This is a genomic window from Thermosynechococcus vestitus BP-1, assembly GCF_000011345.1.
Classification (GTDB): domain Bacteria; phylum Cyanobacteriota; class Cyanobacteriia; order Thermosynechococcales; family Thermosynechococcaceae; genus Thermosynechococcus; species Thermosynechococcus vestitus.
This window is the reverse complement of record NC_004113.1, coordinates 2010528-2036116: the sequence shown is the minus strand read 5'-3', so window position 1 is coordinate 2036116 and position 25589 is coordinate 2010528. Positions and strand designations below refer to the sequence as shown.

At 54.7% G+C, this 25589-nt stretch carries 24 protein-coding genes, 1 tRNA gene and 3 pseudogenes; 16 read left to right on the top strand and 12 right to left on the bottom strand.

Annotated features, from left to right (window positions below; all coding sequences use genetic code 11):
- Window positions 1-64: 64 nt before the first annotated feature.
- From TLL_RS09880 to TLL_RS09870, 3 genes are read right to left on the bottom strand one after another with little or no spacing between them, the layout of a single operon-like run.
- Window positions 65-1006 (bottom strand): YgfZ/GcvT domain-containing protein, encoded by a 942-nt coding sequence (locus TLL_RS09880; protein ID WP_011057784.1) that lies wholly within the window; start codon window positions 1004-1006, stop codon window positions 65-67.
- Window positions 1003-2193 (bottom strand): class I SAM-dependent methyltransferase, encoded by a 1191-nt coding sequence (locus tag TLL_RS09875; protein WP_011057783.1) that lies wholly within the window; start codon window positions 2191-2193, stop codon window positions 1003-1005. Before TLL_RS09875 ends, TLL_RS09880 begins: the two co-directional genes overlap by 4 nt.
- Window positions 2190-3245 (bottom strand): thiamine phosphate synthase, encoded by a 1056-nt coding sequence (locus TLL_RS09870; protein ID WP_164920956.1) that lies wholly within the window; start codon window positions 3243-3245, stop codon window positions 2190-2192. Before TLL_RS09870 ends, TLL_RS09875 begins: the two co-directional genes overlap by 4 nt.
- Window positions 3246-3329: 84 nt before the next feature.
- Here TLL_RS09870 and TLL_RS09865 point away from each other — a divergent pair, with 84 nt between their 5' ends.
- From TLL_RS09865 to bioA, 11 genes and pseudogenes are all read left to right on the top strand, one after another.
- The gene (locus TLL_RS09865; protein ID WP_164920955.1) at window positions 3330-3884 is read left to right on the top strand and encodes an SPOR domain-containing protein; all 555 of its coding nucleotides are present in this window, start codon (window positions 3330-3332) and stop codon (window positions 3882-3884) included.
- Between the two features lie 252 nt (window positions 3885-4136).
- Window positions 4137-5387: a DNA methyltransferase gene (locus TLL_RS09860; RefSeq protein WP_011057779.1), complete on the top strand. Its 1251-nt coding sequence runs from the start codon at window positions 4137-4139 to the stop codon at window positions 5385-5387.
- A gap of 44 nt (window positions 5388-5431) precedes the next feature.
- Complete coding sequence (locus TLL_RS09855; RefSeq protein ID WP_011057778.1) at window positions 5432-6124, top strand: hypothetical protein; 693 nt, start codon at window positions 5432-5434, stop codon at window positions 6122-6124.
- On the top strand, window positions 6111-6722 hold the full coding sequence (locus TLL_RS09850) for a DUF4033 domain-containing protein (RefSeq protein ID WP_164920954.1): 612 nt from the start codon (window positions 6111-6113) through the stop codon (window positions 6720-6722). Before TLL_RS09855 ends, TLL_RS09850 begins: the two co-directional genes overlap by 14 nt.
- 87 nt (window positions 6723-6809) lie before the next feature.
- Window positions 6810-7130 (top strand): annotated as a pseudogene (locus TLL_RS09845) (glyceraldehyde 3-phosphate dehydrogenase NAD-binding domain-containing protein); the annotation flags it as partial.
- 4 nt (window positions 7131-7134) lie between these two features.
- Window positions 7135-7455 (top strand): annotated as a pseudogene (locus TLL_RS09840) (MFS transporter); the annotation flags it as partial.
- Between the two features lie 156 nt (window positions 7456-7611).
- A complete protein-coding gene (locus TLL_RS09835; protein WP_011057774.1) occupies window positions 7612-7911 on the top strand; it encodes a hypothetical protein in 300 nt (99 codons plus the stop codon).
- 215 nt (window positions 7912-8126) lie between these two features.
- A complete protein-coding gene (gene rimP, locus TLL_RS09830) occupies window positions 8127-8588 on the top strand; it encodes a ribosome maturation factor RimP (RefSeq protein ID WP_164920953.1) in 462 nt (153 codons plus the stop codon).
- Between the two features lie 40 nt (window positions 8589-8628).
- Complete coding sequence (gene nusA / locus TLL_RS09825; RefSeq protein WP_011057772.1) at window positions 8629-9816, top strand: transcription termination factor NusA; 1188 nt, start codon at window positions 8629-8631, stop codon at window positions 9814-9816.
- Between the two features lie 5 nt (window positions 9817-9821).
- On the top strand, window positions 9822-10085 hold the full coding sequence (locus TLL_RS09820; RefSeq protein ID WP_164921206.1) for a YlxR family protein: 264 nt from the start codon (window positions 9822-9824) through the stop codon (window positions 10083-10085).
- Window positions 10063-11376 carry an adenosylmethionine--8-amino-7-oxononanoate transaminase gene (bioA, locus tag TLL_RS09815; RefSeq protein ID WP_011057770.1) on the top strand — a complete coding sequence of 438 codons (1314 nt, stop codon included), beginning with the start codon at window positions 10063-10065 and terminating at the stop codon, window positions 11374-11376. Before TLL_RS09820 ends, bioA begins: the two co-directional genes overlap by 23 nt.
- On the opposite strand, the gene TLL_RS09810 is transcribed toward bioA, so the two are convergent.
- The 4 genes from TLL_RS09810 to TLL_RS13380 form a co-directional block, all read right to left on the bottom strand.
- Window positions 11364-11756: a DUF1823 family protein gene (locus tag TLL_RS09810; protein ID WP_011057769.1), complete on the bottom strand. Its 393-nt coding sequence runs from the start codon at window positions 11754-11756 to the stop codon at window positions 11364-11366. The genes bioA and TLL_RS09810 overlap by 13 nt on opposite strands.
- A gap of 75 nt (window positions 11757-11831) precedes the next feature.
- Complete coding sequence (locus TLL_RS09805; protein WP_011057768.1) at window positions 11832-13154, bottom strand: glycosyltransferase family 2 protein; 1323 nt, start codon at window positions 13152-13154, stop codon at window positions 11832-11834.
- A 33-nt stretch (window positions 13155-13187) separates the two neighbouring features.
- A protein-coding gene (locus TLL_RS13565; protein ID WP_315862510.1) for an IS5-like element ISTel4 family transposase occupies window positions 13188-13954 on the bottom strand; the annotation gives its coding sequence in 2 pieces (ribosomal slippage) (window positions 13188-13603 and window positions 13603-13954; 768 coding nt in all).
- A gap of 41 nt (window positions 13955-13995) precedes the next feature.
- Window positions 13996-14772 carry a glycosyltransferase gene (locus TLL_RS13380; protein ID WP_011057767.1) on the bottom strand — a complete coding sequence of 259 codons (777 nt, stop codon included), beginning with the start codon at window positions 14770-14772 and terminating at the stop codon, window positions 13996-13998.
- A gap of 336 nt (window positions 14773-15108) precedes the next feature.
- Here TLL_RS13380 and TLL_RS12780 point away from each other — a divergent pair.
- Together TLL_RS12780 and TLL_RS12955 are read left to right on the top strand one after the other, a co-directional pair.
- Window positions 15109-16095 (top strand): annotated as a pseudogene (locus tag TLL_RS12780) (IS481-like element ISTel1 family transposase); the annotation flags it as partial.
- A gap of 12 nt (window positions 16096-16107) precedes the next feature.
- The gene (locus tag TLL_RS12955) at window positions 16108-16722 is read left to right on the top strand and encodes a DUF1997 domain-containing protein (protein WP_269441379.1); all 615 of its coding nucleotides are present in this window, start codon (window positions 16108-16110) and stop codon (window positions 16720-16722) included.
- Here TLL_RS12955 and TLL_RS09785 read toward each other — a convergent pair.
- Entirely contained in the window at window positions 16667-17293 is a 627-nt protein-coding gene (locus tag TLL_RS09785) for a bifunctional 4-hydroxy-2-oxoglutarate aldolase/2-dehydro-3-deoxy-phosphogluconate aldolase (RefSeq protein ID WP_011057765.1), read from the bottom strand. The genes TLL_RS12955 and TLL_RS09785 overlap by 56 nt on opposite strands.
- A 104-nt stretch (window positions 17294-17397) precedes the next feature.
- Here TLL_RS09785 and smpB point away from each other — a divergent pair, with 104 nt between their 5' ends.
- On the top strand, window positions 17398-17856 hold the full coding sequence (gene smpB, locus TLL_RS09780) for an SsrA-binding protein SmpB (RefSeq protein ID WP_011057764.1): 459 nt from the start codon (window positions 17398-17400) through the stop codon (window positions 17854-17856).
- 2 nt (window positions 17857-17858) lie between these two features.
- On the opposite strand, the gene TLL_RS09775 is transcribed toward smpB, so the two are convergent.
- Together TLL_RS09775 and smc are read right to left on the bottom strand one after the other, a co-directional pair.
- Window positions 17859-18485, bottom strand: coding sequence for a DUF3747 domain-containing protein (locus tag TLL_RS09775; protein WP_164920952.1), 627 nt, complete (start codon window positions 18483-18485; stop codon window positions 17859-17861).
- 111 nt (window positions 18486-18596) lie between these two features.
- Complete coding sequence (gene smc, locus TLL_RS09770) at window positions 18597-22103, bottom strand: chromosome segregation protein SMC (RefSeq protein WP_011057762.1); 3507 nt, start codon at window positions 22101-22103, stop codon at window positions 18597-18599.
- Window positions 22104-22216: 113 nt separating this feature from the next.
- Here smc and trxB point away from each other — a divergent pair, with 113 nt between their 5' ends.
- Together trxB and TLL_RS09760 are read left to right on the top strand one after the other, a co-directional pair.
- Window positions 22217-23578, top strand: coding sequence for a thioredoxin-disulfide reductase (trxB, locus tag TLL_RS09765; protein WP_011057761.1), 1362 nt, complete (start codon window positions 22217-22219; stop codon window positions 23576-23578).
- Between the two features lie 19 nt (window positions 23579-23597).
- Complete coding sequence (locus tag TLL_RS09760; protein WP_011057760.1) at window positions 23598-24353, top strand: sulfite exporter TauE/SafE family protein; 756 nt, start codon at window positions 23598-23600, stop codon at window positions 24351-24353.
- A gap of 4 nt (window positions 24354-24357) precedes the next feature.
- Here TLL_RS09760 and TLL_RS09755 read toward each other — a convergent pair.
- A tRNA-Thr gene (locus TLL_RS09755) sits at window positions 24358-24429 on the bottom strand.
- Between the two features lie 67 nt (window positions 24430-24496).
- On the bottom strand, window positions 24497-25279 hold the full coding sequence (locus TLL_RS09750; protein WP_011057759.1) for an ABC transporter permease: 783 nt from the start codon (window positions 25277-25279) through the stop codon (window positions 24497-24499).
- Window positions 25280-25589 lie beyond the last annotated feature (310 nt).

The following is a 25589-nucleotide window of genomic DNA, read 5'->3' as shown; positions in this document are numbered from 1 at the left end:
TCCTTCGGTCAGTAAATGTCTGCACGAGCCGATTGGATTATAACATTCTCTAATGAGAGTATTTTTAGACAACGGTTCCTAAGAAGGGTACCTCAACCACTTGGGCCATGACGCCCTCTGGGGTGTGCAACGTTAAGCCAGGCCCACCCACTTTTGTGCGCACATACCCAAGGCCGAAGGCACCCTTCCCTAGGGGAGTGCAACTGGTAACAAGACCCACTTTTTCACCCTCTAAGATTAAGGGTGTGGGTGGTGTCACTGTGGCAGTTAATTCCAGTCCCCAGAGGTGTTGTTTGACCCCTTGGTAGGTGTTCAGACGAGCGATTGTCTCTTGGCCGATATAGCAGCCCTTATTAAAGGAAATGGTATGCCCTAACCGTGCTTCTAGGGGGTTGTACTCTTCGGTGAGTTCGGCATCGGCAGCGGGTCGGCCTTGGCGGATGCGCAGGTGCTCCCAGTCGGCGTCACTGAGTTGGGGATAGGGGCTCAGGAGATCCCTGAGGGGGCGATCGCTCCAAAGGGTTAAACCGGGAATGGCTAAGCCACTGGTGGCAGCAAGGGTTAGGGGGGCATCTGCATGGGGGATAGTGACATGATCGTAGGGATTGGCCAGGGGGTCTAGGCCAAACTGGGCAGTTATCTTTGCAGCAACGCTCCCAAAAACTCGATAGCAGTAGCTCTCAGGGGTGCGATCGCTGAGTTGGACATCATCGCCAAAGAAAATGTACTTCTCAAGCCACTTGAGGAGAAACTCGCGGCGCTGCGGTGATACCAGTAGATCCACCCACTCCTGATGGACCAGGAGCGTGACAAGATCAAGGGTGCGGGCCGTCGAGGTCAGGAAAACGGTGTCAGCCCCTTGACCGGCTTGCAGAACCAGGCAGTTATTTGAGCTTTGATTGTGCAAAAACTGCAGGCGATCGCCCCCCGTGAGGCGCAGCCGCCCCCAATGACTGCAATCGTAGACCGCACCACTGGTAGAGACTGTTTCCAGTAGATCTGTCATTCTTTGACTCCCAAAAGAAGTAAGTGCCGCGCAAGGAGAGAGCGCACCTCCGCAAGGTTAAAGTCTGGCTGTTGTGCCAATAACTCAGCCACGGTTGCCTTACCGCTAGCGGCGTTCAAGAACTCCTGTTCGGCCTGGTTGAGATGAATCACCTCATAGTGGCAGTTAAAGACACAGGCCCCTGGCCAACCGTCAATGCAAGGGTGGCGCCAGGGAATTGCTGCCAAGAGTTCCCGATCTGCTGCCCAATCGTGACGCGGCAGTGGCGGCTTAGCCAAAAAGAATTCAAAGTGGGTCATGGCCTCTGGGTCAAGGCACTCAATGAGTTGATATTGCTGGATGGGGTCGAGCTGCTGTGCCCGTTGCAACAGTTCGGGTTGGCTGCCCAATAGCCGCTCGAGCTGCCAAACTTGGGGGTTGGAAAAGCCGATAAATTCTAGGCCTGAGGCACGAATGAGCTCAAATAGGCTGGCGATCGTGTAGTCAATTTCCTGGGGATGCACATACATATCGGCAAAGCATTCATCCCGCTGATTCTCAAGACTCCAGCGCTCCTGCTCCCGCTTTTTCAGGCGATTGTTCTCCGGCAATGCCGCAAAGAGTTGTCGTCCAATGGCCACTCCCTCGCGATAGTTGTGGCGATCGCTCCCCTGAAGAAGGGCAATGGCCTGCTGCATCAGCTTAATTTCCCAGCGACCGTATTCACCATAGACAAAGATATGAACAATGCCGCCGGGGGCAAGGACATCGGCAAGGGCTTGAATCCCCCGCTGCGGCTCCGGCAGGTGGTGCAGCACCCCGACACAGTTAATCATCTGGAACGTTTGCCCCAGTTGCGCCACCTCCTCTAGGCTCAGGTGGTGAAATTGGACATTGGTGGCGCCCGATCGCCGGCAGCGTTCGCAGGCAATCGCCAAAGCAGCCTCACTGAGATCCAAAGCAGTAATCTTTGCCTGCGGATTCAAATGGGCGAGATATTCAGTCCCCACACCGGTGCCACAGCCGGCATCGAGAATGGCAACATCCAATTGGGAAGGATAACGCCCTGTGCAAAAGCTATAGGCTGCCGGCCAAGACCAGCGCCAGTTGTACCCCGGTGGGGGCTCATCAAGGAGCGGTTCCGGGGGAAAAGGATAGGTATTGTACAGTTGCCGCACAGCAGCAGTAATCTCAGCCGCTGAGGTCATGATGGTTCCCCTTGAGATAAGCGTCGTAATAATTCTCGGGTGGTTGCCTCGGGATCCGCCGCAGCCATAATGGCGCGGACAACGGCTACCTGAGTGGCCCCTGCCTTGATGACCTCCTCAATGTTGCTCAGATCAATGCCGCCAATGGCAAACTGGGGCATCGGGGCATGTTTGCGGGCGTATTGCAGATAGTCAAAACCCACAGCCGCTTTACCAGGTTTGGTGGGGGTAGCAAAAATCGGTCCAACACCCACATAATCGGCACCTTCAGCAATGGCCCGCTCCAGTTCTTGCGCATTGGTGGTAGACCGTCCCACCAGGCGATCGCGCCCTAGAATTTGGCGCGCCAATTCCATGGGAATATCCATCTGTCCGAGGTGCACGCCATCGGCGTTGGCGCCAAGGGCAATATCCACGCGATCGTTGACCAGGAACAGGGCGCCGTAGCGTTGGCAGAGGGCTTGCAACTGGCGAGCCGTTGTCAGGCGGGTATGATCATCGCTGGTTTTATCCCGGTATTGTACCAGGGGCAATCCCCCCTTTAGGGCAGCTTCAACAATTTCCAGTAGGCGATCGCTGGGGGCGGTCACCAGATAAAGCTTCGCCCCTTGCAGTTGTCGCAGTCGAGCTTGCAGCGGATTGAGGGTCAGTGCCTGCTCCAGAATGTAAACGCGATAGCGTAGGGCTTTAGCGGTTTCACTCAGCTCAGTATCCGTTAATTTCCCATACTCCTCAATCACCCGTAGGGCTTCTTGGACACGGGCAAAGTTGGCGGTAAGCACTGCGTTGAGGGTCGGGCGATCGCGCTCCTGGGGATGACTCAGGGCCGTCCCCGGATCCTGATCCGTCTGCCGTGCCGCCCGCAACTCCTCAGTATGGTAGCGACCTAGGGTTTGGCGCAAATCTTTACATTCTGCACTGAGGGCAGCATCTTCGCGGCCAAAGCGGCACCATTCCTCAATCACCCGCAGACCTTCGCGGGCACGGTCAAGATTGGCATCCAGAATCCGCCGGAGGCGTTGCCCCTCAGAGGCGGGAGCTAAATTTTGCATAGCACGTCCGATCCCCACAGAAAAGAATCAACACAGTTCTGTTCACCGTTCATCGCCATTGTTGATAGGGCAATGAAGTCTTTGATGAGCCGTTTCAGCATTCACTCCCAGCCGTGGTTGAGTCATCTATGTTTGATCCTAATGGGTTGGGGGACGCCCGTATGGGCGGCAGAACCGATTCCTATCCCCGTGCCACCGCCAGAGGTGAATACCGTCATCCCCATTCCCGTGCCTGCCCCAGAGGTGAGTACTGCGCCAATTCCCCCCCCACCGCCGCCGCTGGAGAGCTCCCTGGAACGATTGCCGGTGCCCCGTGTGCCGATTCCAATGGGATTTGTGGGGAGCGATCGCGCCATGAATCAATTGCCCCCCCCACCAGAGATGTCTGATGCCGAGTTAGCAACCCTAGCGCCGGTAGCCCCCAGAACGCGGTTTCGGGTGATTGTTTTAGATTTACGGGAGGAGGATGTGGCCAATCAAGAACGCCTGCGATCCCTTGTTCCCGAAGTTATCCCCATTACCCTTGGCCAGCGCCGTGTCCTGCAAGTAGGCAGTTTCCAAAATGAGGCCAATGCCACCCAAATGCGGGCTTTTATGGAGGTCAATGGCTTTCGCGCTGAGATTCAACCTCTCCCCTAAACGGCCTCAATCGGATCAAAAATGCCGCAAACCGGTCTAGAGATTGTACGCTTTTTGCACAGGGAAATAACCCCCTGCCAAAGCAGTCAATTTTTTCATAGACTTAGAGAAATATACTGAGAGCATGATGAGCAAATTGCCACAGGAGTTGAGTTGCCTCAAAATTCTAAGCACACAAAAATCCCTAGGAACAACAGCAATCTCAACAAGATCGATGAGCAAGACCGCGCCTTCCATGACTGGTATCGGTTTGTGCTGTCCTATCCACCCCATCTTGTGAGGGGTTACATAGAAGACTTTGGCTTGAATGAAGGGAGTGTCATCCTAGACCCCTTTTGTGGCACAGGGACAACGTTGGTTGAGTCGAAGCGCCAAGGCATTCCATCGTTGGGTATGGAAGCCAATCCCTTCGCCCATTTTGCAACATCCGTAAAGACCGATTGGAGGGTTGATCCTGATTTACTGTACAGTCACTCCTGGGAGGTGGCAGAACTTGCCCTTGACATCCTGCGGCAGCAAGGAATAGAGGACTCAGTGCCTTTTGCAGCGGATATTGCTGACCTACCGCTACGCCAACTATCTCCAGAGCAAAATCAGCTCATCCTTGCGGGGTCGATCAGCCCAGTGCCCTTACATAAGGTATTGTTACTCCTTGACTGCTTAGAGAAATACAGAATAGAAAAGGTCTATCGACATCAGTTGCTGGCGATCGCCCACACCCTTGTTTTTGCCGTCAGTAATTTACGTTTTGGGCCTGAAGTGGGTGTTGCGAAAGCCAAGGTTGATGCGCCAGTGATTCGGGCTTGGCTGGCCAAGATTGGTGAAATGGTGGAGGACTTGCGGCGGGTGCAAGATCAAGAGGATACCCCTGCCCAGGTCTATCTGGCTGATGCAAGAGGTCCTGACAGGGTCTTGCCCCCGCAGTCGATTGATGCGGTGATCACCTCACCCCCTTACCCCAACGAAAAGGACTACACCAGAACAACCCGCCTTGAGTCGGTGATCTTAGGCTTCATTAAAACCAAGGCTGATTTACAAACCCTTAAGAAGGGTCTCATCCGTTCTAACACTCGCAATGTGTATAAAGGGGATGATGACGATCGCTGGATTCAAGATCACCCTAAAATTCAGGCAATTGCGGATGCAATTGAGCGCCGCAGAATTCAACTGGGTAAGACCTCTGGCTTTGAGAAACTCTACAGCAGAGTCACCAAACTCTATTTTGGTGGCATGGCCCGTCACTTGGCTGCCCTGCGATCGCTGCTGCGCCCCAATGCGCAACTCGCCTATGTGGTTGGTGATCAAGCCTCCTACTTGCGGGTGATGATTCCTACGGGTCAGTTATTGGCTGACATTGCTCAGGCGCTGGGCTATGAGTTTGTGCGCACGGATCTCTTCCGAACACGGTTTGCCAGTGCCACTAAGGAGCAACTGCGAGAAGAAGTCGTGATCCTACGCTGGAAAGGCTCAAGCAGCCAATTCAGACCAACTGAGGGGCGGTAGAATTACGGTAGAATAAGGCATCAAATTGGCAGTACACCCACCCTATGGTTACCTCTTGGGCGAAATGGTCCTTGCCGCGACCTCACCGGCGCTCAACTCCGCTGCGCCAAAGGCGATCGCAACGGCTGCGCTGGAAATCTTTTGTTTTTAATCTACTGTCGGAGCGTCTTTTGCTACTCATTGGTGCCCTGGGGGCAGGCCAGCTCCTGTGGCAAACGGACGGCCCCCTACTGCTGGCAACCCTGAGTGGTGTGGGTACGATTTTTCTCCTCAGTCGCTGGCAACGCCGACTTTTGACCCTATGGCAAAACCTTCGCCAACGGATGTACCAATGGCTACATCATCCCTTGGCGTCTACGGTGGTGGCGGGTCTGCTGGCCTGTTTAGGTACCTATACCCTGTTGCATATCGGTCAGCAGACAGCAGATCCCTGGTTGGTGGTCGCCCTTGTCCTCCTTGGCATCCTCCTGATGGGTGTCATTGCCCTTCTCGGCACAATCAGCGGTCAACTGCAACAGCAGCAGCAGACCCAACAGGTGTCCCAGTGGTTGACTGATCTGACCCATCCGCAGCCCCTGCATCGGCTAGTGGCCATTCGCCAATTAGCTCGCCTCCCTGAGGGGGCAGAGCGTCGCCAGGTGCAGGAAGCGCTATATCTGCTACTGGGACAGGAAAGGGATGCAGTGGTTCGTCGTGCTGCCCTTGAGGTGCTTGATCACCTTGATGATGCCTCCTGAGTCCCTGAGCTGGCTAGAGCGGTGGTGCTTGGCGCGGCTGATCCGAGCGATCGCCAGTGCCATTGGGGTTGCACCACAGCGGTGGGACTATGTTGGCTTTATTGAGATCACCCGACAACTGCAACGGGGGCGATCGCCCGCGCAGCAACAGGCCATTGTGGCCACGGTCTTTGATCGCCTCATCCCACCAATGATGAGTACATTGATACGCAAACTCTTTCGGCCCAGCCGCTGGGTCTGTGAGTGGAATGCCTGGTTTGCTACCCGCCTCACAGGCTGGTTAGTGGGTGCCAGCGATCGCTACTGGGTCGAGGTTATTCCCCCAAATCAACTCCCCCAATGGCAACACAGTGGTGTGCGCATCCAAAAATGCCGCTACTTGGCTGAATCCCAATGTATGGCGTTGTGTATGAACCTGTGCAAAAAACCCACCGAGCAATTTTTTCGACAGCGACTCGGCATTCCTTTGACGATGACGCCGAACTTTAAGGACTACAGTTGCGAAATGGTCTTTGGTACCCCTGCCCAGCCGATTCCTCAGCCGCCGCTGCTCCCCTGTTGGCAGGATCCGAGTCAAACCCCCTGCCCTTACGTTTAGGTCCATTCGCTTAGGGAAGCACTTTTGCCGATTGACAATCCAAGATGACTTGAAATAACGTGGGGGTGTGCCGCTAAAGCAGCAACGATGGGCGTTGGCATCGGCATTAATGGCTTTGGCCGCATTGGGCGCTTGGTCTTGCGTGCGGCGTGGGGTTGGCCTGAACTGGATTTTCGCCACATCAACGAGATTAAGGGAGGCACGAGCGCGGCTGCCCATTTACTGGAGTTTGATTCGGTTCATGGCCGTTGGCCCCAGACCATCCAAGCCAAGGAGGGGGCGATCGCCATCAACGATCAGATCATTAGCTTTTCGGAAGCGAAAACCCCGGCAGAGGCACCTTGGCAACAACGGGGAGTCGAGATTGTTCTCGAATGCTCCGGGAAATTCCGTACCGCTGAGCAACTGGGATGCCAATGCCGTCATTATTGGTGGGTTGCTCCTCTTTGGTTTGATTTTTGCCATCAATTCGGCAGTCCACTCCTACTTGGTGCTGGCCTACACTGACGATGAAAAAGTGGCCTTGAATGTTGGCTTTTACTACATGGCCAACTCTGGGGGACGACTAGCAGGAACTGTCCTCTCCGGCTTTATTTATCAAATTTGGGGCATTGTCGGCTGTCTGTGGGTTTCAATGGTGTTTGTCCTCTGTGCTGGACTCATTTCCCTGAAGCTCGAGGATCCGAAACGGCAGCAGCCCTACCCCTCCTTGGCGGTGGGCGATGGCGAATAGGGGCAACAGTTCCCCAGATCGGCTACAACTGAATAGAATTAAGGTACAGTTCTTTTCGCAAGGATGAGGTATCCTCAACGCGGTAAAAGCCTGTGAGAGACAGGGTCCTACTGTCAGAAAAGGGCTGTAGGAGAGGTTCCCCGAGGAATTGCCATTATGATGCTCCCCCAAGAAATCATCGGCCAAAAAGTGTGGTTAGAAGTGGAACCCGAAGATGCCTACTATCCGGGTGAGAAAATTCGAGTACAGGCGGAAATTACCCAGCCCACTGCCCCGCCGTGGTACTATGCTCGCTACATTAACCCGCCCCGCTGGTTCCGTACCCAAGGCCAGTGGCTCACCCACCATGAGGCTGAGATGGCAGTGCTCTTGAATCCCGTCCTGGAGGATTTGGAGCCAGAGGAAGAGCACTACGACGGTGATGAGCTGACGAATGGCGATTTTAGCGATCGCTAGGCGCACCGAGGGGCTATTGACCAGGGTGGCGATCGCCCACTGTTAGGTGCTATACTATCTGCTATGAACAGTGGTGTATTGGCAGCACCCAGAAACGTTCTATTGTGAACGATTCCTAAGCCTCCTTCCCATAGGGAAAGGGGTTCTCCGCTTTTTGAGATTGTTTGGGTGTGGTGGGCAATGTCCCGCCTTTTTTATTTCCTATGCAGATACAGATGCTTTTGCCTCTGGTGCAAACCCTTGCCCAGCAGGTTGCCGACCAAGAACACCTTGATCTGGTGAGTGTGCAGTGGCTGACCCATCAATCGCCACCCATTTTGCGGGTGGAGGTGCGCCATCCTGAGAACGACACCAGCTTAGAGGATTGCGAGCGGCTGAGTCGGGCCCTGGAGATGGCTTTGGATGAGCTGCCAGAGTTCGAGTTTGCCTACGTTCTCGAGGTGTCGAGTCCCGGCCTGTCGGATTACCTGAGTAGCGATCGCGACTTTGATGCCTTTCGTGGTTTTCCCGTACGGGTCACGACCACCGCACCCCATCGGGGTAAAACCCTTTGGGAAGGCAACTTGATTCGCCGTGACGAGGTGAATGTCTATCTCAATCAGCGGGGGCGATCGCTGGCGATTCCGCGCTCCCTCATTGCCAGTGTCCAACTGTACACCCCCAGCAGTGAGCCTTAGTAGAAGTTGATCTTCATCAAGAACGAGGTTGTAACAGACGATGACCATCTATCGCTTACCCGGCCTACGGGCCATGATCAATGAAATCAGCCAAGAGCGGAATTTGCCCAAGCACGCAGTGCATCAAGCCCTCAAGGAAGCACTGCTTAAGGGATACGAACGCTATCGCCGCAGTTTGCGCTCGGATCATAGTCACTTTGAGGAGGATCACTTTGCCAACTTTGAAGTGGAACTAGATACGGAGCAGGAGGGCTTTCGGATTTTGGCCACCAAAACCATTAAAGAAACAGTAGAGAACCCCGATCGCGAGATTGCGCTTGCCGATGTGATTGAGGTGGTGCAGGATGCCCGCGTCGGCGATACGGTGCTGCTGGATGTCACCCCCGACCATCAAGAATTTGGCCGCATGGCTGCGATGCAAACCAAGCAGGTGTTGGCACAAAAATTGCGGGATCAACAGCGTCGCCTCATCCAAGAGGAATTCAAAGAGCTTGAGGGCACCGTACTCCTGGGCCGCGTCCTCCGTTTTGAGCGGCAATCGGTAATTATGGCTGTGCGCAGTGATGCTAGCCAACCGGAAGTGGAGGCCGAACTGCCGAAATGGGAACAACTGCCCAACGACAACTACCGCGCCAACTCGACATTCAAGGTCTATCTTAAGCGCGTCAAAGAAGGCCCCCAACGCGGCCCCCAATTGGAGGTTTCCCGTGCCGATGCTGGCTTGGTGGTCTATCTCTTTGCCAATGAAGTGCCAGAAATTGAGGATGAAGTGGTGCGGATTGTTGCCATTGCCCGCGAAGCCAATCCCCCGAATCATAAAGTGGGACCGCGTACCAAAATTGCGGTGGATACCTTAGAACGGGATGTCGATCCTGTGGGCGCCTGTATTGGGGCACGGGGATCCCGCATTCAAGCGGTGGTGAATGAACTGCGGGGCGAAAAAATTGATGTGATCCGCTGGTCGCCGGATCCAGCCACCTATATTGCCAATTCCCTGAGTCCGGCACCGGTGGAGGAGGTGCGGCTCATCAACCCCGAAGCCCGCATCGCCCATGTCCTTGTGGCACCGGATAAGGTCTCCCAAGCCATTGGTAAAGAAGGTCAAAATGTGCGCTTAGCAACCCGCCTCACGGGCTGGAAAATTGAGGTGCGCGATAGTTCTCAGTACAACTACGAAGAGGAGGATCGCTTGGCCATGGCTGCTCTCGAAGAACAGGTTGCCAGTTAGGGATGATGAGTGTTCCCCAGCGCCGCTGTGTGTCCTGTGGCCGCGTGGCCGATCGCTCGGAGTTTTGGCGAATTGTGCGCTGCTGGCCCGATCAAAAGGTGCAGTTGGATCGGGGGATGGGGCGATCGGCCTATCTGTGTCCCACGGCTGAGTGTCTTAGGGTGGCTAAGCAGAAAAAACGCTTGGCGCGATCGCTCCGCTGTCCCATTCCAGAAGAGATTTTTACGACTCTTGCCGCTCGCCTAGATGTCCATCGCAACCATGACTGACTCCCCCATTTGGCAACCCTTTACACAAATGAAAACCGCAGATCCACCCCTTAAGGTGGTGCGTGCCCAGGGGGCTTGCCTTGAACTCAGCGACGGCCGCCAGATCATTGATGCCATTTCCAGTTGGTGGGTGACGCTCCATGGCCATAGCCATCCGGTGCTGGCTAAGGCGCTCTATGGTCAGGCACAAACCCTTGAGCACGTGATTTTTGCGGGCTTTACCCACGAGCCAGCAGAGCAGCTTGCTCAGCTCCTGTGTGCCCACACCCCAGGGGGGTTACAACGGGTCTTTTTTTCTGACAATGGCTCAACGGCTGTAGAAGTTGCCCTGAAGATGGCCTACCAGTATTGGCAGCGGCGCGATCAACCCCAGCGATCGCGCTTCATTGGCTTTGCCGGGGGGTACCATGGCGATACCCTTGGGGCAATGACTGTCGGCCAAAGTTCCCCTTGGTGGCAGCCCTTTCAGCCGCTGCTGCCCCCTTTGACAATTCTGCCCTACCCCGCCACCTATCCAGAGGACCCAGAGGTGGACACCAAGGAAGCGCAGGCGATCGCTCAACTAGAGACGACCCTCAAAACAGATCCCGATGCCTATGCAGCGCTCTTTATTGAGCCCCTGGTGCAGGGGGCTGGCGGCATGCGCATGTGTCGTCCCCAGTTTTTGCGAGCAGTTTCTGAGGTGGCCAAAGCCTATGGTGTTTTAGTCGTCTATGACGAGGTGATGACCGGGTTTGGCCGCACCGGCGCCCTCTTTGCCTGTGAAAAAGCAGGGACACAACCGGATCTACTCTGTTTGTCCAAAGGGCTATCGGGAGGGTGTTTGCCCATTGCCGTTACATTGACCACGGAGGAAATTTACCAAGCCTTTTATGCCGATGACCCCGCCCGTGCCTTCTTCCACAGTCATTCCTATACGGGGAATCCCTTGGCCTGTGCCGTGAGTGTCGCTTCATTCCAATTGCTGCTTGCGCACCCTGAAGCTTACCAAGGCCTAGAGGCGCGCCATTGGCAGTGTCAACAACGGTATCTTGCGGATGTTAGTCATCTCAAACAATTTCGCACCTGTGGCACGATCGCGGCCATGGAATTAGAAACAGAAGCCTCCTACTTTAGCGACCTTGTGCCCCAACTGCGCCGCCGCTTTATTGAGCTGGGGGTGCTTTTGCGACCCTTGGGCAATACCCTATATATCTTGCCCCCCTACTGCATTAGTGATGCGGAACTAGCCACCGTCTATCGTGCTATCCGCCAAGTGGCGATCGAGGTGGCCGAGGGTTACTTTGCCTGAGCTTCCTCTTGAGTGGCCATGTAGCTGAGGAGCCAGTTGACAGCCGTGGCACGGCGGGTACGGCGGGGGTTGAGTTCCTTAATTTCATAACCCGCAAAGCCCAACTGTTCCTTGAGAAGTTGTTTGTGGGCAGGGGGGATAGAGCGGGTGAGCTTGACAATGGCGGGGCGGCTGCCAATGAAGTCTGGGGGTTGAGGATACTCTTGCTGCCATTCTAGAGGTACGCGATCGCTGCGCCAAGTTTGGCTTTGGGCGTCATACCGATAGCCCAAGCACTGCCACAGCAGCCGATTGACCGTGGCATCATCCAGTTCCTCATTGAGAATTTGCCACAGGGTGGTTTCCGTGAGGGGAGGTAGTTGTGAATCGGGAGTGCTCATTGCTAGCTCTGCGGGCGATCGCCGATGGGTCTCCGAATCATGCTCTATTTTAACTATTTAACTATATTATTAAATCTAATGGTTGTTTCGTCCATAGTTTCGTTTGGCAATAGCAACAGGTGCAATGCCCTGATGTTGCTGAGCCTGAGGGGCAGGGTGTAGGTGCTGCCGCTGGCGCCTCAGGGGAGGAGACACGAGCGTCCGCAGGAGCAGCCACAGGGTCTGCAATTCACCGGGGGTTTGTTGCCATTGCCAGCGGTTGGGTTCACAGAAAAGGAACGTGATCAATTGCCGATATTGAGCCGGACTCAGGGGATCGAAGCCAATCTTGAGCGTCGTTGGATGGGGCATGCTCACAATTTGGCCCCTGAGGTCAATGCCGGCCTCCAACAGCCGACAGGTGAGGGGCACACCGATTGCGGAGGGGGGGAGGGGTTGATGCAGATGAACGAGAGCTCCCCCTTCAGAAAGGCGACTCGTCGTGCCCCAGAGGGCAGTGGCTTGATCCCAACCCAGATGGAGTTCAACGGTTTGCTGTACATTGAGCCAATCGTAGGGATCGGGGCGGGGGCGTTCGATGAGACTGTAGAGGGCAAGGGCAAGAATCAGCAAATTGTAAAGGTTCCAGACCCAAGCCAGGAGTAGTCCCTTGGTGTGTAATGCCTGCCAATTGAATACAGCCGCAACAACCGAGAGCCCAAAAAGTACGAATAGCGGTGCCCCTAGATGCCACTGAAAATGGTAGCGATCGCCATCCCTCCCCTTCGGTGTGACCCAAAAACGGTGACCAAAGGGACGCAACAGCGTCTGAATCACGGTCAATGTCAGGGGCACACATTGGACAACGGCATAGAGATCTGAGACCACAGCCGAACGACTTTGACCATTGAGCCAGCGGAAGGTACTGAGTAGCAGCCAGTAGTAGGGCACAAAATAGTAAAGCCACTGCCGCAGCGTTGTTTCCAGGGGCACGATCCCCCAAAAGGCAGCCATTAAGGGCAACAGGAGCAAGAACAAACGCAGGGGACTGTGAAACCACTGGGTCATACCCTCTAGGTGGGCAAGGCGCTGAAGCCAGGTGAGATTGGCTACCCGCAGCGGATTTGCAGCAATAAAAAACCCCTGAAGCGTCCCCCGTGCCCAGCGTTGGCGTTGACGAATGTGAGCCGCCATATCCTCCGCACACAGCCCCGCACTCAGGCTTTCATTCAAGTAAATCAGCCGATAACCGTTTGCTGCCAATTGGATGCCGGTGTAGTAGTCCTCACTCAGGGATGCAGTGACAAAGCCGCCAATGGCCTCTAGAGCCGATCGCCGCACCACAAAGGAACTGCCGTAGCACAGTGCCGTTTCGATGCCATCCCGCAGCACTTGATAGTGACGCGAAAAGATTTCCACCTCTTGGGGCAACTGCTCCTCTAGATACTGTCGTCACGAGATTGATGCCCAAATGGCGATACAACGGATGTGCACAGCAGCAAGGAAAGAAGCCGTATTTTTGGCGTATCGCGTGGCAATACCTCGCCAACGCTTGAGATGCAAAAAAGCATTCTCAACCAGATGACGAAGCCGATACAACTGCTTGTCGCATTCACGTCGCTGTCTGCGATGTCTGCGCGAAGGGATGACAGGCTGCATCCCATGCTCTTTGGCTTGGGCGATGAGGGCATCACTGTCGTAGCCTTTGTCCGCCAACAGGTACTTTGCATCGATTCCTTCGATCAAGGTTGCAGCTTGGCGACAATCCGCAGTGGTACCTGCTGTGATAACCATTCGCAGCGGCATACCATGCGCATCCACGGCCAGATGTATCTTGGTATTGAGCCCCCTTTTGTACGGCCCATGTCTTGGTTGCCGCCTTTGGCCCCTGTGGCATGAGGGTGGACTTTGACATGAGTAGCATCGATGATCAACCATTCGTAATCGGGCTCGTCGATCAACTGCTCAAGGACCTTTTCCCACACGCCTTTGTCTCGCCAGCGGCAGAACCTTCGATGCACGTTCTTCCAATCTCCGTACTCCGGGGGTAAATCCCGCCAAGGGGCGCCGGTGCGCAGTATCCAGAACACCGCATTGATGAACTGCCGGTTGTCTTTCGCCACACCCCCCCAGCTCCCTCGGCGTCCAGGTAGATGCGGTTCCAACCGCTCCCAAACCCGGTCGGAAATATCGTGGCGACGGTAGTCAGGTGTCCTCATGGCACGGTCCTATAATACAGTCCAGACACACGCTCAGTATCTCATAAACTCGTGACGGCACTATCTAGGCCAAGATTGCGGGCAATGGGGTCAGGATTGTAAAAGCTCTGGTAGGTTTGCACCAGCCCAATATCGGGAGCCTGAAAAAACCCCACCGTGCGGGTGAGAAAGTTGCGGGTGGGAACAAAATCAGCATCAAAGACTGCAATGAGTTCTCCCTGGGTTTGGGCAAGGGCATGGTTGAGATTGCCCGCTTTGGCATGGCGATTGTCTGCTCGACTTAGGTATTCACAGCCCAATTCGCAGGCCAGTTCCCGCAGCGCCGGCCGACGGGTATCGTCAAGGACATAGATGCGCTTGTGGGGGTAGTCTAGGGCTTGGCAGCCAACAATTGTGCGCCGTAGGATCGGCAGCGGTTCGTTGTAGGTGGGAATAAAAATATCCACCCAAGGCTGATAGTGGCCACTTTTGACCGCAAGGGCAGCGGCGTCGGCTTCAGGCCGACGATTTTTGATGTGGAGAAGAAGGTACAGTTGCAGGCCATAGCCCGCCATCATAAACCCTTCAATGCCCAGTAGGAGTAGACTAAGGGCAGCCTCTAGGGGAGTGCGCAGGTTGAGGGTGGCGATCGCTCGCCACAGTAGGTAATGCAGCATTAAGGCCATTAGACTGCCAACAACAATGGCCCGTGCCCACTGCTGCTGCACGTTTCCCCAGCGCAAAACAACGCTGCTGAGGACCACCATCAAGAACAAGGGCCAAAAAATCCACGGCTTGTCTAGGTGTTCAATGGCCAGCCAAGGTGTGACAGGGGGCATCGGTGGAGCCTCAATCAACTGAAGAGTAATGTAACGAAATGTAAACGAGTCGTTGGACAGAGATGACAGTTCCAAGGTTCCCCGCCGTCGCGATCGCCCCCCGCGTATGTCAGGATCAAAATCACCAAATGCTCATCTAATGCTATGACAGACGGCCAAGACGGGACAAACCTACCCCCTTTTATTTTTCACAACCAATTCCACGGCTGGATGGAAGTCTATGTGTCAGGTCCCGCATCATTATATTCCCAGAAGTCGTGCTAAACTCTTCGAAGCGTACCGGCTCCTTGAGTGCTTGTTCCAAGGTCGGAAAGCGTTCAACGATGGAGTATCACCATGCCACGTATTCATGCCAACGCCCGAACGACACCCCGAATTCGCCGTGAAATCCAACAAGCACCGGCTTCGATCAGTCATCGCGAGCTTGCCAGACGTTACGGGATCCACCGGCACACGGTAGCGAAATGGCGTAAGCGCGCAACCGTTGAAGACAAAAGCACCCGCCCGCACCGCCTGCAAACGACGCTTACGGAAGCGCAAGAGCTTGTGATCGTTGAGGTGCGTAAGCTCCTTTTGCTGCCTCTTGATGACCTTCTCGTTCTTGCCCGGACGTTCCTCAACCCCAATCTGAGCCGCTCAGCGCTGGATCGCTGCCTGCGTCGCCACGGAGTCTCGAACCTCAGGATACTGCAAAAGGAACGCGAAAGCCTCGAAGGCAGTCCCAAAAGCACCACGCGGCAGTTCAAAGCGTACGCACCTGGGTTCATCCACATCGACGTCAAATACCTGCCACAAATGCCGGATGAGGAGCAGCGCCGCTACCTCTTTGTCGCGATTGATCGGGCAACGCGCTGGGTCTATTTGGCAATCCACGAGGAGAAGAGCGCAGAATCGGCAACGCGCTTTCTTGCAAATGTCCTTGCCAACGCTCCTTTCGTGGTGCGTACGGTGCTGACTGATAACGGCAAGGAGTTTACCGACCGTTTCTCCTCCGCAGGCGAACGCCAACCCACGGGACACCATCCGTTTGATCAGCTCTGTCGTGAAAAGCGCATCACCCATCGGCTCATCCAACCCCGCCATCCGCAAACCAACGGGATGGTGGAACGCTTCAACGGCCGCATTGCGGAGATTCTGCGCGCTGAACGCTTTGTCTCGGCAGCCGACTTGCAAGAGACGCTCACGCGATACCTTTGGGCGTACAATCACCGCATTCCCCAACGCGTTTTGGGCCACATGACTCCCATTGAGAAACTGCGATGGTGGCAAACTGAGCGACCAGACCTCTTCGTTTCAAGGGTAGATAATGTCACGGGTCTTGACATCTATGCACCAGTGTTACGCTATGAAACCTACCTCAACAACCATCAAGACTGGTTTCATCGTTGTGCCCACCCCATGAAAGCAGAGCCTGTGGGCAAGCATGGCTACATTCTCACCATTGGTCGCTACGGTTCCTATGGCTATGAAGTGGAACCTAAAATTGGACTGCACCTGCTGCCCCAAGAGCAGGGGGTCTATCGCATTGAAACAATTCCTGTGCCCGAGCAGCCGTTTTTGAACTACAAGGTGGATTTTCAAGCGGCAATGGCCTTGGTACCGATGCGAGCGACGCCTGAAACCGATAGGGACCTGTTAGCATTGAATATCCTTGAGTACACTCGGGTGAATTGGGAATTGGATTTGCGGGTGGAAATGTACTTTCCGCGGTTTATCTACCGTCTGCCCCATGGTCTGATTCAGGGGACAGGTAACCGCGTCTTAGCTCAAATTGTCCGCCAAGTCTCCTACCGCCTAACGGCAAAAGTCCAAGACGACTTCCACAAAACCATTGGTCTGGACCTGGGCAAACGCTGGCGACGCAAACGCTTCCATGCTGAGCGGGTGCGCACCCTTACTCCTGCCCCAGCGCCTGATAGGCCTGATGAGCCTGAGCCACCTGCTGCTTGAGTTTCGTCAGATCGGTACCCAGTTGGCTGCCCATAGCGATGGCGATCGCTCCGGCACGCCAGAGGGGCACCAGATCTTCCCAACCAATGCCCCCACAGGGGATTAAGGGAATCTCAGCAAACAAGGGTCGCAAGGCCTGTAGATAGCTTGCACCCCCCACTGCCATGATTGGAAAAACCTTCACTGCCGTTGCCCCAGATTGCCAAGCATGGAGCACTTCCGTGGGTGTCAACGCCCCCAAAATCAGAGGACAGTTGGCATCCTTTGCAACGGACACCACCTCGATGGCTGTATGGGGAGTCACTAAAAATTGGGCCCCCGCCGCGATCGCCTCCTTGAGCATCTGGGGGTTTTGCAGGCTAGCTGCGCCGATGGTGCAGTGGGGATAGTCCTGACGCAGTTGTTGCAACACTGAGGGGGCATCTGGAATGGTCCAAGTGACCTCCAAAGAGGTAAAACCGGCTTGCAGATAGACCTGAGCACGGGCGATCGCGGCAGTAGGAGTAGCAGCACGCACCACTGCAATCAAGGGTAGGCCTTGCAAAAACTCTAACTGCTGCAGCTTGGGCATGGCCTCTCAACCATGGAGCAAAGGGGTGGGAAGGCAGTGATAAGATGAAAACTCCCCCTACCCCTAAACTACGATATATTGGCAATGCCCTTGCGGAGTTTTTGATGGGTGATAGCATCAAAGTCCTGAGTGAGAATCGCCAAGCGCGCTTCCAATATGAAATTCTGGAAACCTATGAATGTGGTCTTGTGTTGCTGGGCACTGAGGTGAAGTCTATTCGCGCTGGCAAGGTCAATTTACGGGATGGTTTTGCCCGCATCCGCAATGGTGAAGCGTGGTTGATGAATGTCCACATTTCGCCCCACGAAAGTACCAACCCATCCTATAACCATGACCCCTTGCGCGATCGCAAGCTCCTTCTCCACAAGCAGGAGATCCGTAAGCTGGTGGGCAAAGTTGAACAAAAGGGGCTGACCCTTGTGCCCCTAAAGCTCTACCTAAAAAATGGTCGGGTCAAGGTCTCCCTCGGCCTTGCCCGTGGTAAGAAACTCCACGACAAGCGCCAAGACCTCAAGCAGCGGCAGGACAAGCGGGAAATGGAGCGGGCAATGAAGCAGCGCTAAGCCTAGCTTTGCGGTGGGGTTGCAGGGGGGAGGTTGGTTTCAGTGCCGACGGGACTGACAGGGGTAGGAGCGCTGCCTGTGGCTGTTTCCCAAGTGTCATTCGTGAAATAAACATGCCCCAGCACTTGGCCTTCGTAGGTGCGCCGCGTGAGCCGCCAGGTGGGTTCCAGATGAAATTTGAGAAATTGCCCTTCCTGCATACCGTGGGTGCGGCCAATCACCATCCGCGGACCACCGCGATTGCTACGGCCAACAAGGAGCAATTCCCCATCCCTCCGTTCAATGCGCAGACTATACTGCAACCCTAAATCCTGTTGCGCCACCCGAATCGAGTAGCCATTGCTATCCGTAGCCCGACCACAAATGCCCGTAAAGTCAAACGTCGTCAACAGCGGATCGATCACCACAGGGTTACTGCCCGATTCGCTCCAGCAGGGGCGAGTATCCTTGATTTGCTCCACCACCAGTAGGCGATAGCCACCGCGGGCCAGGGGCACAGCCATCACCACATAGCGGCTTTGATCCACTTCCGTTTGCGTAAACATATTGGCTTGGGCTGGCCGGGGGGCAATTGTTCCCAAACAGGCCACTGTCAATAAGCTCAGGCCAAGTTTTTGCCAGTATTTCATAGGGACACTCCTCAGCAACACTTGGAGATTTTGACAACTCAATCGAGCCTACTGTTCCACTACGATCCACGCCGATGAACTATCAAAATTCTAGGCATTATTTTTCGGGCATCAAGGGTAAGCCGTTAAATCAAGGCCAATCACTTGGGTATGTTGACCCCGCGCTTGGGTGACACCAATGGTGCGCTGAGCGGCTTCAATCATGGGTCGCCGCAGACTGACAACAATAAACTGCGCCTGTTGGCTCTGCTGCTGAATCATTTTGGCCAGGCGCTCGACATTGGCACCATCGAGAAACATATCCACTTCATCGAAGGCATAAAACGGGGAAGGGCGATAGCGTTGGAGGGCAAAGATAAAACTGAGAGCCGTTAGGGATTTTTCACCTCCGGACATTGAGGCCAAGCGTTGGACGGGTTTACCCTTGGGATGCGCCACCAGATTCAGTCCACCAGCAAAGGGATCTTCAGGACTTTCGAGTTGCAGATAGCCATCGCCATCGGAGAGGGTGGCAAAAATCGTTTGGAAGTTGGCATTGATAGCATCAAAGGCTTCACGGAAGGACTGGTGACGCAGTGTGGTGAAGTTCTCAATCCGCAGCAAAATCTCCGTGCGCTCCGCTGCCAGAACGGCGAGTTTCTCCTGTAGCTCCTTGAGCCGTGCTTGTGTCTCCTCAAACTCCTGAATTGCCAGCATATTGACTGGTTCCATGGCGCGGAGCCGTTGTTCTAGGGCTTGGCACTGCTGTTGAATGTCCCTAAGGGAGAGCTCAGCGGGTACTTCCGGCAATGGCTGCGGCAAGGGAGGTGGCTCGATGGTACTCAATTCCTGCAGTTGTGCTTGCAGAGTGGTCAGGGTTTCGCTGGCTTTTTGGTATTGCCATTCCAGTTGCTGATAGTTCTTTTGCTGCTGCCGCAGTTGGTACTCGTGGCGATCGCGATCGCCTTTGAGGTGGCCAAGGCGGCTGTCCAACTCCCTTAGGGCAGCTTGCGTCCTTTCAATTTGCGTTGCTAAGTCCCCAAGGGTTTGATCGAGGGCTTGCTGCTGACAGCGCATCTCCCGTTGGGCTTGGCACAGTCGCTGAATCTCCTGCTCTGTTTGTTTGAGGTCTCGTTCCAGTTGCTCCAGTTGACGGTGGCGATCGCCCAAGGCCTGATCCACGGCTTGCAGGGCAGCCACCTGGCTTGCATGGATCTTTTCCTGTGCCTGAAGCTGTGCCTGAACCTGCTGCCACTGCTGATGGCTGGGACTCGCTTCAAGGGCATTGAGGGCAAGGCGCTCTGCGGCAAGTTCTGCTTCTAGTTCAGGCAGGCGAGCCTCCAGGTGAGTGAGTTCAGTTTCGGCTGCGGTTAACTCTTGGCTGAGGTACTGCTGCTGGCGCTCTAACTCTGCTTGCTGGCGGTTGAGCTGCTGCTGTTGTTGCTGCAGTTGCTCCCATTGCCGCTGGCGATCGCGATGGCTTTGGTGGGCTTCACTCAGGGCTTGGCTCAGCGCATTCACTCTCCCTTGTTGGTGAGTGCGTTCCTGCAGGAGGCGATCTAACAGGCGTTCCAATTCCCCCAGGCGATCGCGCACCTGTTGGACTTCTGCCGACTCTTGGGGGGGAACGCCCTGAGCAAAACGGAGGGTATTGGGGCGACGCTGGCTGCCCCCAGTCATTGCCCCTGAGGGTTCCAGCAACTCTCCCTCGAGCGTGACCATCCGATATTGCCCTAGGTATTCTCGCGCCGCCTCAAGGCTCTCAAACACCAGCGTACTGCCAAACACATAGGCAAAAATGGGGGCATACTGCGGCTCAAAGGTCACAAGATTTAACGCATAGTCAATACAACCCGCCAAGGCAATGGGAGAAAGGGGCTTGGGACGCGCCATCTTATTCAGGGGCAAAAATGTGGCTCTACCGGCCTGTTCTCGCTTGAGGAGGGCGATCGCTGCCGCTGCTACACTGTCATCCGCCACAACAATATTGCCTAAGCGTGCGCCAGCCGCAATTTCCAAGGCCAGTTGATAGCGGGGTTCCACTTGGCCAAGCTGTGCCACCAGCCCCAATACGCCGGGGAGATCAGCACTTAAAATGAGCCGCGCTGCAAAACCCCCTTGGGTTTCCTGAACCGCCTGTTGCCGTGCTTCCAACTGATCGAGCTCCCGCTGCTTTTGGCGCTGTTCTCGCTCAAGGCGTTGATAGGTTTCTTCTGTTCGGCTCAATTGTTGCTGTGCTGTCGCCAGTTGTTGGGCTAAGGTTTGCAGTTGCTGCTCCTGTTGTTTGATGGCTGCTGCAGCTGTTGTTAGCGCGTCTTGCAATTCCAATTGTTGTCCTTCTAAGGCGGTGGCCGCTTGGTGCAATTCCCCCTGCCGCTGCCGCAATTGTTGCGATCGCTCCTGAAGGCGAGACAATTCAGTGCGACTGGGTTCCAGTTCGTGGATCAAAGCATCAATCCGCTGCCGCCGCTGACTGTGTTCCTGAAACCAAGTTTGGGCGGCTGTACTCAACTCCTGAACTTGCTGCCGTAGGGCCTCGAGGGTCGCTTGGCTGTTAGCAACCGCTGTCATTAAGGGGGTGCGATCGCCCCGTTGCTGTGCTAACTCTTCAGCAAGTTGCCGGTGCTGCGCCTGTTGACGGTGGTACTGGGCTTGCCCTTGCTGGAGTTGTTCTGCCAACTGTTCCTGTTGCTGTTGGTTGGCGGCTTGCTGCCGTTGACATTGACGCTGCTGGGCATGGAGATCCGCTAACGTTGCTTGGAGACGGAGATACTCTTCTTCGCCGAGGGCTTTCACCTGTCGATTGAGCTGTTCTAGGGTAACGGCTGCCGCTGCCATCTCCTGTGCCTTTTGTTGCAGTTGCTCTTGGCGCTGGGTTTGCTCCTGTTGTAGGGTCTGAATCTGTGCTTGTAGTTGCACCTTTTGCTCTTCGTGGGCCTGCCATTGGCGCACGAGTAGCCATTGCTCTCGCTCCTGCAGTTCCAATCGCAGGGCTTGATATTTTTCGGCGTGCAGCCGCTCCCGTTGCAGGCGATCGCGCTGTTGAATCAATTCCCGCTCAACAATGCGAAAGCGTTCTTCGCGTTCCTTGACCGTATCTAATTTTTCGCGAGCTTGGGCAATCTTGCGGTCAAAATCCGCCACTCCCGCCAGTTCGTCAATGATTTCCCGCCGTGCTTTGGCATTCATCGAGATCATACTAGTGACGTCCCCTTGCAAGACCACGTTATAGCCCTGGGGATAGATACAAAACGCCTGTAACTGATCGTGCAGTTCATTCAGTGTGCAGGGCTGATCATTGACCGCGTAGGTTGAGGTATAGCTGCCCTGCTTAGTGACCCGCAGTCGCCGCGTTACCCGCCATTCCGTTTCGGCATCCAGTGCAAATGTCACCGTGACTCGCGTTTCCACAACACTATGGCCGCGCCGCGTTTGGCTATGGTTCACCAAATCTGGCAATCGTTCTGCCCGCATCCCTTTGGACCCGGCAAGGCCGAGGGCAAAGAGCAACGCATCCAGGAGGTTCGACTTCCCTGAGCCATTGGGACCTGAAATGACCGTAAACCCCGGCAGCAGCGGAATCACAGTGGTGCCGCCAAAGGACTTAAAATTCGTGAGCTCTAACCGCTTGATGTACACAGCCAAGGAGCGTGCCTAACCGTTTCATTATCCCCAAAGATGCTCCCCTTGTTTGCCACGGAAAATCAAGCTAAAATCAAATAACTCATAGTCGTTTCGAGTTTATTTTAGCCATGACACCGCCACGGATTGAAAACGTTGTCATTATTGGGTCTGGCCCTGCGGGCTACACAGCAGCTATCTATGCCGCCCGTGCCAACCTGAAACCGTTGATGTTTGAGGGCTATCAAATTGGGGGGCTGCCCGGGGGCCAACTCATGACCACGACGGAAGTGGAAAACTTTCCCGGCTTTCCCGAAGGCATTCAAGGGCCACAACTGATGGCACGGATGAAGGCGCAAGCGGAGCGCTGGGGCACGGAAATGGTGACTGAAGATGTGATTCAGGTGGATTTTAGCCAACGCCCCTTTCTCATCAGCTCAGCGGAGCGGCAAGTCTATGCCCACAGCGTGATTATCTGTACGGGTGCCACAGCCAAACGACTCCATTTGCCCGGTGAAGAGCAGTATTGGACCAAGGGCGTGTCCGCCTGTGCCATTTGTGATGGCGCAACACCCATTTTCAAGGATGTGGAGTTAGCGGTGATTGGCGGCGGCGATAGTGCGGCAGAGGAAGCTGTTTATCTCACCAAGTATGGCTCCCACGTGCATCTCCTGGTGCGTAGTGACAAAATGCGAGCCAGTAAGGCCATGCAGGATCGTGTGTTTGCCAATCCTAAAATTACAGTTCACTGGCAAACCGAAGCACGGGAAATTCTTGGCGATGGCAACTTAATGACGGGTCTGCGGATTATCAATAAAGCCACAGGGGAAGAATCCCTCTTGCCGGTGCGGGGTTTATTCTATGCCATTGGCCACACGCCCAATACCCAACTCTTCAAGGATTTTCTGGAATTGGATAGCGTTGGTTATATTGTCACTCGCCATGGGACACAAACAAATGTAGAGGGAGTCTTTGCTGCTGGGGATGTTCAAGACCATGAATACCGCCAAGCTGTAACCGCAGCAGGCAGTGGTTGTATGGCAGCCCTTGATGCAGAACGTTGGCTTTCAGCGCGGGGGCTCATTCAGGAGTTTCACCAAAGGGCAACGGAGACCCAGCCCGCAGCAACGGCGAAACCCACCGCCTCTCCACAACAGGAGTTTGATCCCAATGCCATTAAACATCGGGGCAGCTATGCCTTGCGCAAACTCTTCCACGAAAGCGATCGCCTTCTGCTGGTGAAATATGTCTCCCCCACCTGTGGTCCCTGCCATACGCTCAAGCCCATTTTGGATCGACTGGTGGAGGAATTCGACGGCAAAGTGCAGCTCATTGAAATTGACATCACTGAGGATAGCGCGATCGCCGAGCAAGCGGGGGTTACCAGTACCCCTACCATTCAACTTTTCAAAAATAAGGAACTCCTAGAGGTGATTGTCGGTATGAAACCCAAGAGTCAGTACCGCGAGACCCTCCAACGCTACCTTTCCTAGGCTTGAGCCAGCCAGGGGTATGATTACTGAGATCGGAGTCCTGACCGTTGCAGGTCTGGCGGCGGGCTTTGTCAATGCCATTGCCGGTGGGGGAACACTGATTAGTTTTCCAGCTTTGGTGGCGATCGGCTTGCCGCCAGTGGTTGCCAATCTCACCAGCACAGTTGCCTTGGTTCCCGGTTACTTGGGAGCGACAGTGGCCCAATACCAAGAGCTCAAGGGTCAGCAACGGCGCCTTGGTTGGCTCTTTCCCACTGCAGTGGCGGGGGGGATCACAGGAGCAATCTTACTGCTGCACACCAACGAGGCACTGTTCAATGCCTTAATTCCCTATTTGCTGCTTTTGGCCGCTGTTCTCTTGGGGGTTCAGGAGCAGGTGCGGGCCTGGTTACTGGGGCGGATCAGTGCGCCAGATAGGTCTGAAGTGGGAGCTATTCCCCTGGTATTTATCGCGGCGGTCTATGGTGGCTATTTTGGTGCGGGCTTGAGTGTGATTTTGCTAGCCGTGCTGGGCCTTGTTCTCCAGGAAAGCTTGAGGCGCCTCAATGGCTTGAAGCAAATTTTAGCCTTTGGGATTAATCTGGCTGCTGCTGCATTTTTCGCCCTGTCTGGGGAGGTGGTATGGCCGGTGGCTTGGGGGATGGCGATCGCCACCCTTGTTGGCGGACTTCTAGGCGGTAAATTTGCCGGTGCAGTCGACCCCAGGCTGTTGCGCTGGACGGTCGTGCTTTTGGCTGTCCTGTTGGCGATCAGCTATTGGCTGCAACAGCTTTAAATCAAGCCCGTGACGAGGATTGAACTCGTGACCTCACCCTTACCAAGGGTGTGCTCTACCACTGAGCTACACGGGCAAAGGTTCCCAGAGCTTTATCATAGCCCATTGAGGGAACAATTGAACAAATTGGCTACGAGTTTTTGCTAAAAGTTGCGACGAGAGAAAATCCAGGTAGCGATCGCCAGCAGGGCCACCGTATAAACCACGCCATAAAAGGCATTGGCCACCAGTTCCGGTACAGACGGCAACATTCCATAGACCGCCGTATTCTTAAAATCCAAGCGGGATAAATCGGGAAAAATCAGATAGAGAAACTGCATCAGTTGCCGTACGGTGTCACTCTCCATCTTTTGGCTGAGAATAACCAAGTTTTGGCTAAAGTGCCCCATAAAGTACAGTGCCACCGTTAGGAGCGTCGCAATCAATGAACTGGTGAAACTACCAAAAAGCAAAGCGGCTGCCGTTAAGAGGGCTAGTTGCAGCGCAATGTAGAAAGAGGTCACCATCAAAGGACCAGCGGGATAGGCAAACTGATTCAGGCTCATGAGAATAAACAGAATCAGCGTCATCAGTGCCACCAGTACCAGCAGAACCGCCGATAAGCCCAAATGTTTGCCAACAATAAATTCGGCACGGCTGATGGGTTTCGCCAACATCACCAAAATCGTGCGTTTTTCTATCTCTTTATTGAGCAACCCCCCCCCGACAAAGGCGGCAATCAGCAAGCCAAAGAGGGAAATTCCTGCCATCCCCACATCAAGGCTAATTTTGTCTTGGGTTCCTGCTGACACCTGTCCCAAAATCACAATCGCTAAGGCTAGGCCAATGGCAAAAACAGCAGTGACGTAAAGAACCCGCTCCCGCAGTGTTTCATTGAAAACATTCCGGCTAATTGTCCAGAGGCGACTCAGCGTTAACGGTAACATCTCTGGTACCCCTTGAATTTACTCTCCTCTCAAAGAATACCCAATTTTGCTTTTTCCATAGCCTCAGGGTCCGCAGGAAAAGCGGCTCATATCGGCCGATAGGTCAGCATGGTCGTAAAACTGCTCAATGGGCACCCTGAATCAATGCTTCTCAATGGGACTTCTCAATTCGACGCGATCGCCCCCCGCAGTAGCAGTGCCGCAGCCAATCCCCCAGGTTATTTCTTTATCTTTATAGATTCTTTGTAGATGTCGACCACCATTTCCCCTAAGCTAGCCAGCCCATCATCCACAGGGTTGAGGTGCGATG

Coding starts and splice junctions, on each gene's coding strand:
- TLL_RS09880 (WP_011057784.1), bottom strand. CDS start 1,006: ATGACAGATCTACTGGAAACAGTCTCTACCAGTGGTGCGGTCTACGAT.
- TLL_RS09875 (WP_011057783.1), bottom strand. CDS start 2,193: ATGACCTCAGCGGCTGAGATTACTGCTGCTGTGCGGCAACTGTACAAT.
- TLL_RS09870 (WP_164920956.1), bottom strand. CDS start 3,245: ATGCAAAATTTAGCTCCCGCCTCTGAGGGGCAACGCCTCCGGCGGATT.
- TLL_RS09865 (WP_164920955.1), top strand. CDS start 3,330: ATGAGCCGTTTCAGCATTCACTCCCAGCCGTGGTTGAGTCATCTATGT.
- TLL_RS09855 (WP_011057778.1), top strand. CDS start 5,432: ATGGTTACCTCTTGGGCGAAATGGTCCTTGCCGCGACCTCACCGGCGC.
- TLL_RS09850 (WP_164920954.1), top strand. CDS start 6,111: ATGATGCCTCCTGAGTCCCTGAGCTGGCTAGAGCGGTGGTGCTTGGCG.
- TLL_RS09835 (WP_011057774.1), top strand. CDS start 7,612: ATGATGCTCCCCCAAGAAATCATCGGCCAAAAAGTGTGGTTAGAAGTG.
- rimP (WP_164920953.1), top strand. CDS start 8,127: ATGCTTTTGCCTCTGGTGCAAACCCTTGCCCAGCAGGTTGCCGACCAA.
- nusA (WP_011057772.1), top strand. CDS start 8,629: ATGACCATCTATCGCTTACCCGGCCTACGGGCCATGATCAATGAAATC.
- TLL_RS09820 (WP_164921206.1), top strand. CDS start 9,822: ATGAGTGTTCCCCAGCGCCGCTGTGTGTCCTGTGGCCGCGTGGCCGAT.
- bioA (WP_011057770.1), top strand. CDS start 10,063: ATGTCCATCGCAACCATGACTGACTCCCCCATTTGGCAACCCTTTACA.
- TLL_RS09810 (WP_011057769.1), bottom strand. CDS start 11,756: ATGAGCACTCCCGATTCACAACTACCTCCCCTCACGGAAACCACCCTG.
- TLL_RS13380 (WP_011057767.1), bottom strand. CDS start 14,772: ATGCCCCCTGTCACACCTTGGCTGGCCATTGAACACCTAGACAAGCCG.
- TLL_RS09785 (WP_011057765.1), bottom strand. CDS start 17,293: ATGCCCAAGCTGCAGCAGTTAGAGTTTTTGCAAGGCCTACCCTTGATT.
- smpB (WP_011057764.1), top strand. CDS start 17,398: ATGGGTGATAGCATCAAAGTCCTGAGTGAGAATCGCCAAGCGCGCTTC.
- TLL_RS09775 (WP_164920952.1), bottom strand. CDS start 18,485: ATGAAATACTGGCAAAAACTTGGCCTGAGCTTATTGACAGTGGCCTGT.
- trxB (WP_011057761.1), top strand. CDS start 22,217: ATGACACCGCCACGGATTGAAAACGTTGTCATTATTGGGTCTGGCCCT.
- TLL_RS09760 (WP_011057760.1), top strand. CDS start 23,598: ATGATTACTGAGATCGGAGTCCTGACCGTTGCAGGTCTGGCGGCGGGC.
- TLL_RS09750 (WP_011057759.1), bottom strand. CDS start 25,279: ATGTTACCGTTAACGCTGAGTCGCCTCTGGACAATTAGCCGGAATGTT.